This is a genomic window from Streptomyces lycii, assembly GCF_009735685.1.
Lineage (GTDB): Bacteria > Actinomycetota > Actinomycetes > Streptomycetales > Streptomycetaceae > Streptomyces > Streptomyces lycii.
Genome location: NZ_WHPN01000011.1, coordinates 1 through 9694, shown reverse-complemented (window position 1 = coordinate 9694; position 9694 = coordinate 1). Strand labels below are relative to the sequence as shown.

Annotated in this window: 7 protein-coding genes; all 7 read right to left on the bottom strand. The window is 75.1% G+C overall.

Going from position 1 to position 9694, the window contains the following annotated elements; translation table 11 throughout:
- Positions 1 to 877, bottom strand: an 877-nt coding sequence (locus GCU69_RS00450; protein WP_156204812.1) for a DMT family transporter, incomplete at its 3' end; no start/stop codon positions are given.
- A 164-nt stretch (positions 878 to 1041) separates the two neighbouring features.
- Positions 1042 to 3627: an ATP-dependent Clp protease ATP-binding subunit gene (locus tag GCU69_RS00445; protein WP_098750630.1), complete on the bottom strand. Its 2586-nt coding sequence runs from the start codon at positions 3625 to 3627 to the stop codon at positions 1042 to 1044.
- Between the two features lie 438 nt (positions 3628 to 4065).
- Positions 4066 to 5115: a LacI family DNA-binding transcriptional regulator gene (locus tag GCU69_RS00440; protein WP_098750629.1), complete on the bottom strand. Its 1050-nt coding sequence runs from the start codon at positions 5113 to 5115 to the stop codon at positions 4066 to 4068.
- A gap of 85 nt (positions 5116 to 5200) precedes the next feature.
- Positions 5201 to 5845 carry a LutC/YkgG family protein gene (locus tag GCU69_RS00435; protein WP_098750628.1) on the bottom strand — a complete coding sequence of 215 codons (645 nt, stop codon included), beginning with the start codon at positions 5843 to 5845 and terminating at the stop codon, positions 5201 to 5203.
- Entirely contained in the window at positions 5842 to 7359 is a 1518-nt protein-coding gene (locus tag GCU69_RS00430; protein ID WP_098750627.1) for a lactate utilization protein B, read from the bottom strand. Before GCU69_RS00430 ends, GCU69_RS00435 begins: the two co-directional genes overlap by 4 nt.
- Entirely contained in the window at positions 7356 to 8126 is a 771-nt protein-coding gene (locus GCU69_RS00425; RefSeq protein ID WP_098750626.1) for a (Fe-S)-binding protein, read from the bottom strand. Before GCU69_RS00425 ends, GCU69_RS00430 begins: the two co-directional genes overlap by 4 nt.
- On the bottom strand, positions 8117 to 9652 hold the full coding sequence (locus GCU69_RS00420) for a rhamnulokinase (RefSeq protein ID WP_156204811.1): 1536 nt from the start codon (positions 9650 to 9652) through the stop codon (positions 8117 to 8119). Before GCU69_RS00420 ends, GCU69_RS00425 begins: the two co-directional genes overlap by 10 nt.
- Between the last annotated feature and the right edge of the window lie 42 nt (positions 9653 to 9694).

The following is a 9694-nucleotide window of genomic DNA, read 5'->3' as shown; positions in this document are numbered from 1 at the left end:
CGGGCGGTTCCGCCGCGGCGCACGGCTCCGCGGCGCCCTGCCGGCCCCGGCGCACCCCGTCCCGGGTCAGCAGCACCAGGCCGTACGCCGTCACGGCCCCCGCCGTGAGCACGAGCGGCACGGAGAGGGCCCCGAACCGGAAACCCTCGCCCAGCAGCACGATCCCCACCACCGCGGCGACCAGCGGATTGGCGACCGTCACCGTGGCCAGCGGCGCGACCAGCCCGGCGCCCCGGTACGACGCCTGCGCGGCGAGCAGCCCGGTCACCGCCAGCACAGCGGTCACCGCGACCGCCGGCAGCTGCCCGGCGAGCGCCTGCGGGCTCCAGTCCCCGGCGACCGTCTTGGTGAACACCGACGCGACACCGAAGGCGACACCGGCCGCGCACGCGAGCGCGGCACTGCGCACGGCCGCCCGTCCCGTTCCCCAGGCCAGGGCCACCAGCAGCACCAGCACCACCCCCGTCACCAACGCCAGCCCGAACCGGTCCGCGGAACCGAGCGCCCGCGCGGGCCGCGTACCCGTCAGGAGCAGCAGCCCCGCCAGCCCCGCCGACACCGCCAGCGCGCCCCGCCGCCCGGACCGGCCGGCCCGCCGTCCGCCGTACAGCGCGGCCAGCGGCAGGGCGAACACCAGGGTCAGCACGCCCAGCGGCTGCACCACCGTCAGCGGCCCGAAGCCCAGCGCCAGCACGTGCAGCAGCCCGCCCGTCCCGTTCAGCGCCACCGCGGTCCACCAGCGGCCGCTCCGCCAGAGCGCGGACCGTCCGGCGGCCCGGCGGGGGTCCGCGGCCAGCCGCTCCTGGACGACGGCCGCGGCGGCGTAGGCCACGGCCGACACCAGTGACAGGGACACCGCGAGCACGAGCGGGCTCACGGCCGGCACCGGGGGAGAGGGACGTCGCTGTTCATGCCCCAACGATCGCCGGGCGCGGCCCCGTTGTCGTCGTCTTGCGGTCGCCTTCCCGTGTACCACGACCGGTGTACGTCACCGCCGGTCCTCGCCCCCCGGGTGTACGCCGGTCTCCGGGAAACGGACGATCAGGCCGCCCCGGGTCCGTCCTTCTCCGGGGGCGGGGCGGGGGCCGGCTCGGAGTCCGCGCCGGCCTGCCGGAACTCCAGCCCGTCCCCGGCCGTGTCCACCCGCAGCCGGCGGTGCGGCCGCAGCTCGCCCCGCAGCAGCATCCGGGACAGCTGGTTGTCCACCTCCCGCTGGATGGTGCGGCGCAGCGGACGGGCACCGTACTCCGGCTGGTAACCGCGGTGGGCGAGCCAGTCGACGGCCCCCGGGGTGAACTCCACCGAGACCTCCTGCGCCCGCAGCCGCCGCCGGGTCTCGTCCAGCAGCATGTCGGTGATGCGCCGCAGCTGGTCGTCGGCGAGCCGCCGGAAGATGACGATCTCGTCGATGCGGTTGAGGAACTCCGGGCGGAAGTGCTCGCGCAGCGGCCGCAGCACCCGCTCCCGGCGGGCCTCCTCGTCGTCCTCCGCGCTCCCCCCGCCGAAGCCCAGCGACGGGCCGCGCCCCGTGATCGCCTCGGACCCGAGGTTGCTGGTCATCACGATCACGGTGTTCGTGAAGTCGACCGTGCGGCCCTGGGAGTCCGTCAGCCGTCCGTCGTCGAGCACCTGGAGCAGCATGTTGAAGACGTCCGGGTGGGCCTTCTCCACCTCGTCCAGCAGGAGCAGCGAGTACGGGTTGCGGCGCACCGCCTCGGTGAACTGCCCGGCCTCCTCGAACCCGACGTAACCCGGGGGAGCCCCGACCAGCCGGCTGACGGTGTGCTTCTCCTGGTACTCGCTCATGTCGAGCCGGACCATCCGGTCCTCGCTGCCGAACAGCGCCTCGGCCAGGGCCCGGGCCAGCTCGGTCTTGCCGACGCCGGTCGGCCCGAGGAAGAGGAAGCTGCCGATCGGGCGGTCCGGGCTCGCCAGACCGGTCCGGGAGCGCAGCACCGCGTCCGCGACGGCGGTGACGGCCTCGTCCTGCCCGATCACCCGCTCCCGCAGATGCTGCTCCAGGCCCAGCAGCCGGTCCTTCTCCTCCTCCGTCAGATTGCTGACCGGGATGCCGGTCTGCCGGGACACCACGTCGGCGATGTCCTCGACGGTCACCTCGGGGATGCGGCCGTGCGGCCGCTTCTTGCCCCGCCCGTCCCGGATCCGGCCCTCCAGTTCGACGATGCGGTCGCGCAGCTGGGTGGCGCGCTCGTACTCCTCGTTGGCCACCGCCTGCGCCTTGTCCAGGTTCAGCTGCTCCGCCTCGCGCTCCAGCGCGCGGACGTCCGTGCCGCGGGTGGAGGAGCGCAGCCGCACCCGGGCGCCCGCCTGGTCCATCAGGTCGATCGCCTTGTCGGGCAGGAAGCGCTCGGTGAGATACCGGTCGGACAGTTCCACGGCGGCGAGCAGCGCCTCGTCGGTGTAGCGCACCTGGTGGTGCGCCTCGTACCGGTCGCGCAGGCCGCGCAGGATCTCCGCCGCGTCGGCGGTGTTCGGCTCGGGCACCATCACCGGCTGGAAGCGGCGGGCGAGCGCCGCGTCCTTCTCGATGTGCCGCCGGTACTCCTCCAGCGTGGTCGCCCCGATCACGTGCAGCTCGCCGCGGGCCAGCGCGGGCTTGAGCATGTTGCTCGCGTCCATCGGCCCGCTGTCGGAGCCGCCGCCCGCGCCGACGACGGTGTGCAGCTCGTCGATGAAGACGATCAGTTCCTCCGAGTGGGCGCGGATCTCCTCGATGATGCCGTTCAGCCGCTCCTCGAAGTCACCGCGGTAGCGGGTGCCGGCCACGACACCGGCGAGGTCGAGCTGCACGACGCAGCGGCCGAGCAGGATGTCCGGCACGTCGCCGTCGGTGATGCGTTGCGCCAGCCCCTCCACGACGGCGGTCTTGCCGACGCCCGCCTCGCCGATCAGCACGGGATTGTTCTTGCCGCGCCGGGCGAGCACCTCGACGGTCTGCTCGATCTCCTGTTCGCGGCCGATCACCGGATCGATGCGGCCTTCCCGGGCCAGCTCGGTCAGGTCCCGGCCGTACTTGTCGAGATTCGGGGTGTTCCGGCTCTGCTGCCCCGGCGGCTGCTCGGAGATGCCCGGGGCGGCGGTTGCCCCGTGCTGGTTCGGCCCGGTGTACGGGTCGAAGTGCGCGGCGTCGAGGATCTGGCCCGCCGCGGAGTCCCGGTTGATGGCCAGCGCCATCAGCACGTGCTCCGGCCCGATGTACGAGGCCCCGGTGGAGCGGGCCACGTCGTGCGCGTCGAGCAGCGCCCGCTTCACGGCCGGGCTGACCGCGACCGTGTTCCGCGGGGTGCCCTCGCCGGTCTGCCGGTCGATCTCGGCGGCGAGTTCGTCGGGGTCCGCCCCGGCCCGCGAGACCATGTCCCGGGTCGGCTCGGTGGTGAGGGCGGCCCGCAGCAGGTGCTCCGTGTCCAGGTCCGGGCTGCCGTGCTCGGCGGCGTACGTGGCCGCGATGGAGACGAGCCGCCGGGCCGGCTCGCTCATCAGGCGGCCGAAGTCGAGGTACCGGGGACCCGGGCGCCGTCCGCCCGCCGAGGAACCCAGGAAGCGCGCGAGAAAGTCTCCGATCGGGTCCCGACCGTAGTCCTCCGGACCCGTGTACCCGCTGGTCATAGGTATCCGTCCGTCCTGCCGGCCCGGGTCGCGCCGGGCCGGACCGTCGTCGGTCAGTGCGGCTGGGGTGCGGGTTTCCCGGTGCGCCGCGCCGACACCTCCCGGGCGGGGCGGATCTTCCGTGCCCGGCGCCCGCCGCGGTCCCCGTGCGCGCCCGTCCCCGCTCACGCCGCAGCTGCCGCCCCCGCGCACGCGACCGTTCCCAGCGCGGGGACCCGCCCGCGCACGCCGGGCCGCTGCCGCGCCCGTCCGCGGCACGCCGTGTCCGTACGCCGGGCCCGTGGGCGGTGTCCGTACGCCCTGCCCGTACGCCGTGTCCGTACGCCGTGTTCCGTCGCCGCGTCCGGGCGGGTGCCTGCGCGGAGGGACGGCCGGGACCGTCCGCGTCGGCCGGGCGGGCGGGGCCGGGGCACGGCCGGCGGCGGTGAGCCGCGTGCCTCAGGCGGACGGGGCGGCGGGGCGCGCGGCCGCCCGGGGGCCGAGCGTGGAGCGGCGGACCACCAGCTCGGGCTGGAGCACGATGGAGCGGTGCTCGTGCTGGTCGGCCGCGGCGCCCGTCTCCTCGATCAGCAGTTCGGCCGCGGCCCGGCCGAGCCGTTCCGCGGGCTGGCGCACCGAGGTGAGCGGCACGACCGCGGCGGCCGCGAACTCGATGTCGTCGTAGCCCACGATCGCCACCTCCCCGGGCACCGCGACACCGGCCGTGTACATGGCCTGGAGCACCCCGAGGGCCAGCAGGTCATTGGCGCAGAACACGGCGGTCGGCCGCTCCGGCAGTCCGAGCAGCCGCGCGCCCGCGTCGATCCCGGAGGCCACGTCGAGCCGGGCGGCCTCCACGTGCTGCAGGGCCTCCGCCGGCAGGCCCGCCTCCGCCAGTGCCGCGAGCGCCCCGGTGCGCCGGTCGCGGCACTGGGTCAGGTGCATCGGGCCGCTGACGTACGTCACGGAGCGGTGCCCGGACGCGAGCAGATGGCGCACGGCCAGGGTGCCGCCCGCCACGTCGTCCACCGACACCGAGCAGCCCTCGGCGCTGGAGAGCACCCGGTCGACGAACACGAACGGGATGCCGTGCCGCAGGAACGACTCCAGATTGCGGCCGGTGGTGTCCGCCGGTGTGACCAGCACGCCGCGGACCCGCTGTTCGGCGAAGAGCGCGAGATAGTCGGCCTCCTCCGCCGGGCTCTCCGCGCTGTTGCAGACCATCACGCCGAGCCCGGCCTCGCGGGCCGCCCGCTCGGCTCCCTTGGCGACCGTCACGAAGAACGGGTTGGCCATGTCGAGCACCAGCATCGCGATGAACCGGCTGCTGCCCGCCCGCAGCTGGCGGGCGCTCTCACTGCGCACATAGCCCAGCCGTTCGATGCTGGCGAGCACCCGGGCGCGGGTCTCCTCGGCCACCATGTCGGGCCGGTTGAGGACGTTGGAGACCGTCCCCACCGACACCCCGGCCTGCCGGGCCACGTCCTTGATGCCCACCGTGTGCGCCACGTGACCTGTCCACCACTTCTCATCGTGCCTGTGCCCCGACGGGGCGCACCATCATATGCGGCGGGCGGCCCGGCCCCCGGCCGCCTCACTCCCCGGCCAGGACCACCTCGAGCGTCCGCGGCCCGTGCACGCCCTCGACCCGGTCCAGCTCGATGTCGCTGGTCGCCGACGGCCCGGAGATCCAGGTCAGCGGACGGGCCGGGTCCAGCCGCTCCAGCGCCTGCGGCACGGAGTCCACGACCTGCTCCGGCACCCGCACCACGCAGATGTGGTGGTCGGGCACCAGCGTGATGCGCCGCCGGCCCTGGTCCGGACCCGCGTCCAGGACCACGGTGCCGGTCTCGGCGACGGCGACCGCGCACCCGGTGACCACGCTGTCCACGGCGTCCAGCTCGTGCGGCGTCGTGCCGGGCCGGTCCGGCAGGAGCCGCACGTCCGAGGCGGCCAGCCACTCCGGCGGCAGCCCCCGCGGGACGACCGCCGTACGCGATCCGCGCTCCGCCAGCAGCCGGGCCAGCAGCTCCGGCAGCCCGGCCCGCGCGCAGCGGTGCACCACCGCCCGGTAGTCGGCGAGATGCTCCGCCAGCAGGTCCACCGTGGCCGCCGTGCCGCGGTTGCCGTGCGCCCGCAGATAACCCCGCTCGACGGGCACGTCCTCCGGCCGCTCGCCGCGCGGCACGTCGGCCAGCGCCGCCCGGATCCGTCCCAGCACCACGTCCCTGCCGCTCATCGGCCCGCTCCCGCTCCGTCGGTGGGTCCTGCTCCGCCGGCGGGTCCCGCGCCGTCGCCGCGGGTCCGCCGCCACCAGGCGCGGAACGACTCCGCGGGTACGGCGGGCAGGTCCCGGGTGTCCGTCCAGGCCCGCCCTGGCCCGGGCAGCCGGCGGGGCACCAGACGCCGGCCGCGCGCCGCCAGCCGCTGCCCCGCGCGCAGCGCCCGCGGCCGGTCCAGGGTCCAGCGGGCCGCACGCATCGCGGCCCGCTCCGCCGCGTGCCCGCGCGCGGGCCTCAGCACCACCTTCTCGCCGCGGACGACCGCCGGGCCGCCCTGCACGACCCGCTCCCGCAGATGCACCAGGACCTCGGGGATGTCGATGGCGACCGGGCACACCTCGTAGCACGCGCCGCACAGCGAGGACGCGTACGGCAGGGAGGCGTCCAGGGCGCTCGCCGTGGACCGCAGCTGCGGCGTGAGGATGGCGCCGATCGGGCCCGGGTACGGCGATCCGTACGCGTGGCCGCCCGCCCGTTCGTACACCGGGCAGACGTTGAGGCAGGCCGAGCAGCGGATGCAGCGCAGCGCCTGCCGCCCGACGGTGTCGGCGAGCGTGTCCGTGCGGCCGTTGTCGAGCAGCACCAGATGGAAGGCGCTCGGCCCGTCGCCGTCGGTGGTGCCGGTCCAGGTGGAGGTGTACGGGTTCATCCGCTCGGCGGTGGAGGAACGGGGCAGCAGCTGGAGGTAGACCTCCAGGTCCTGCCAGGTCGGCACCACCTTCTCGATGCCGACGACGGAGATCAGGGTCTCCGGCAGGGTCAGGCACATCCGGCCGTTGCCCTCGGACTCCACGACGACGAGGGTGCCGGTCTCGGCCACCATGAAGTTCGCCCCGGAGACGCCGACCCGGGCGCGCAGGAACTTCTCCCGCAGATGCAGCCGCGCGGCCTCGGCCAGATCGGCCGGGCGGTCCGTGAGCCCGTCCGGCGCGGGACGTCCCCAGTCCGCCATCCGGGTGCGGAAGATCTCCTGGATCTCGGAGCGGTTGCGGTGGATCGCGGGCACCAGGATGTGTGACGGCAGGTCGTCGCCGAGCTGCACGATCAGCTCGGCGAGGTCCGTCTCGTAGGCCCGGATCCCGGCCCGCTCCAGCGCGTCGTTGAGACCGGTCTCCTGCGTGGCCATCGACTTGACCTTGACGGCCTCGGTCTCCCCGGTCTCCCGGACGAGCCGGGTGACGATGCGGTTGGCCTCCTCGGCGTCCGCGGCCCAGTGCACCTGCCCGCCCGCCGCCGTGACCCGTTCCTCCAACTGCTCCAGATAGTGGTCGAGATGGCGCAGCGTACGGTCCTTGAGCGCGGCGCCCGCGGCGCGCAGCGCGGACCAGTCGTCCAGCTCGGCGACGGCCCGGGCCCGCTTGTCGCGGATGGTGTGTGTCGCGTGCCGGAGGTTGCCGCGCAGCCGCCGGTCGCGGGTGGACTCGGCGGCTGCCTCCGGGAACGCGGGCATGCCGAGGTAGGTGCCGCTCATCGGATCCCTGCCGGGGTGTAGGGGGTGTCCTCGGTCGAGGCGAGGATCTCGGCCAGATGGACCGGTCCGGTGCCCGAACCGAGCCGGGAGAGGGTGCCGCCGATGTGCAGCAGACACGAGTTGTCGACGGTGCAGACGGTCTCGGCGCCGGTGGCGGCGATGTTGCGGGCCTTGTCGGCGCCCATGGCCGCGGAGACGGCCGGGTTCTTGACGGCGAAGGTGCCGCCGAAGCCGCAGCACTCCTCGGCGCCCGGCAGCTCCCGCAGTTCGAGCCCCTTCACGTGCTCCAGCAGCCGCCGCGGACGGTCGCCGAGGCCGAGCACCCGCAGCCCGTGGCAGGTGGGGTGGTAGGTGACGGTGTGCGGGAAGTAGGCGCCGACGTCGGTCACCCCCAGCACGTCGACCAGGAACTCGGTGAGTTCGTGGGTGCGGGCGGCCAGCTCCCGGACGGCGCCGGGGACCGCTCCGCCGCGGCCCTCGGCCGCGGCCCGCTCCGCCAGCCGCGGGTAGTTGTCCCGCACCATGGCGGCGCAGGATCCGGAGGGGACGACCACGTGGTCGTGGTCGCGGAAGGCCCGGGCGAGGCGCCGGGCCAGCGGCTCCGTCCCGTGCCGGTAGCCGGTGTTGTACTGCGGCTGCCCGCAGCAGCTCTGCTCCTCGGGGAAGTCCACGTGCACGCCGAGCCGTTCGAGGAGGGTCACGACGGCTCTGCCGGTGTCCGGGTAGAGCGTGTCGTTGATGCAGGTCACGAACAGTGCTACGCGCACGGCTCCTCCTCTTCCCGCTCTTCCCGCTTCCCGGGCCCGGTGTCACCGGCGATGCGCGCGGCGGCCCGGTCCCATGGTCGTCGATCACCGGCCGGTTCGTAACGCCGCAGCGGCTGTGTTTCCCGCAGCAGGGCGCGCAGCCCCGGCAGGCCGCCGCCGGCGGCCCCCGCGGCGCGCGCCTGGACGAGGACGTTGCCGAACGCGGCCGCCTCGGCGGGGCCGGCGACGACCGGCAGCCCGCAGGCGTCCGCCGTCAGCCGGCACAGCAGTTCGTTGCGGGCGCCGCCGCCGACGACGTGCACGGTGTCGGCCACCCGGCCGGAGAGCCGCTGCGCGTCCTCCACGGCGCGCCGGTGGGCGAGCGCCAGGGAGTCCAGCACACAGCGGGTGACGGCCGCCGGATCGCGCGGCACCGGCTGCCCCGTGCGGCGGCACGCGTCCGCGATCCGGTCCGGCATCCGGCCGGGGGCGATGAACTCCGGATCCGCCGCGTCGACGACGGACCGCAGCCCCGGCTCCCCGGCCGCGCGCCGCAGCAGCTCGCCCAGGTCCTGCGGGCGGCCCTCTGATTCCCAGGCGCGCAGGCACTCCTGGAGCAGCCACAGGCCCATGACGTTCCGCAGATGGCGGACGGTGCCGTCGACGCCGAGTTCGTTGGTGAAGTTGGCCCGCCGGCTCTCCTCGGTGAGCACGGGTGCGTCCAGCTCCATCCCGGCGAGGGACCAGGTACCGGTGGCGATGTACGCGAACCGTTCGTCCCGCGCGGGCACCGCCGCCACGGCTGACGCCGTGTCGTGCGAGCCGACCGCGGTCACCGGCACCGGCCCGGTGAGACCGGTCTCGTCCAGGACGTCCGGCAGCAGCCGGCCCGCCGGATCGCCGGGACGGCGCAGCGGCGGGAACAGGCCGAGATCGATGCCCAGCGCGTCCGCGACGGGACGGCTCCAGTCGCGGGCCCGCGGGTCGATCAGCTGGGTGGTGGACGCGTTGGTCAGCTCGGTGCCGGCCTCGCCCGTCAGCCAGTACGAGACCAGGTCCGGGACGAGGAGCAGCCGCCGGGCGGCGGCGAGGGCGGGGGTGCCGCGGGCTGCCACCAGCTGGTAGACGGTGTTGAACGGCAGGTACTGGAGGCCGGTCGCCGCGTACAGCTCGGCCGGCGGCAGCACGTCCGCCACCGTCCGCGCCGCGTGTTCGGTGCGGTTGTCGCGGTAGTGCACGGGGTTCCCGATGAGCGCCCCGGTGGCGTCGAGGAGCCCGTAGTCGACGGCCCAGGAGTCGATGCCGACGCTCGCCGGCCGGCCGCCGGCGGCCCGGCCCGCGGCCCGGAGCCCGTCGAGCACGCCGCGGTGGAGGGAGAGGACGTCCCAGTGCAGGGTCCCGCCCAGCCGCACGGGGATGTTGGGGAACCGGTGGACCTCCTCCAGTTCCAGCGTGCCGGCTCCGACGCGGCCGGCCATGACCCGGCCGCTGGACGCCCCGAGGTCGACCGCGGCGAAGACCGGGGCCCGGGACTCGGTTGGTGACATGGGATCAACCCCGATCGGTCGCTGTGGGCCGGTCCGGTGCGG

Excerpts from the sequence above, each read along its gene's own strand:
- GCU69_RS00445 (WP_098750630.1), bottom strand. The coding sequence starts at position 3,627 with ATGACCAGCGGGTACACGGGTCCGGAGGACTACGGTCGGGACCCGATC.
- GCU69_RS00420 (WP_156204811.1), bottom strand. The coding sequence starts at position 9,652 with ATGTCACCAACCGAGTCCCGGGCCCCGGTCTTCGCCGCGGTCGACCTC.
- GCU69_RS00430 (WP_098750627.1), bottom strand. The coding sequence starts at position 7,359 with ATGAGCGGCACCTACCTCGGCATGCCCGCGTTCCCGGAGGCAGCCGCC.
- GCU69_RS00435 (WP_098750628.1), bottom strand. The coding sequence starts at position 5,845 with ATGAGCGGCAGGGACGTGGTGCTGGGACGGATCCGGGCGGCGCTGGCC.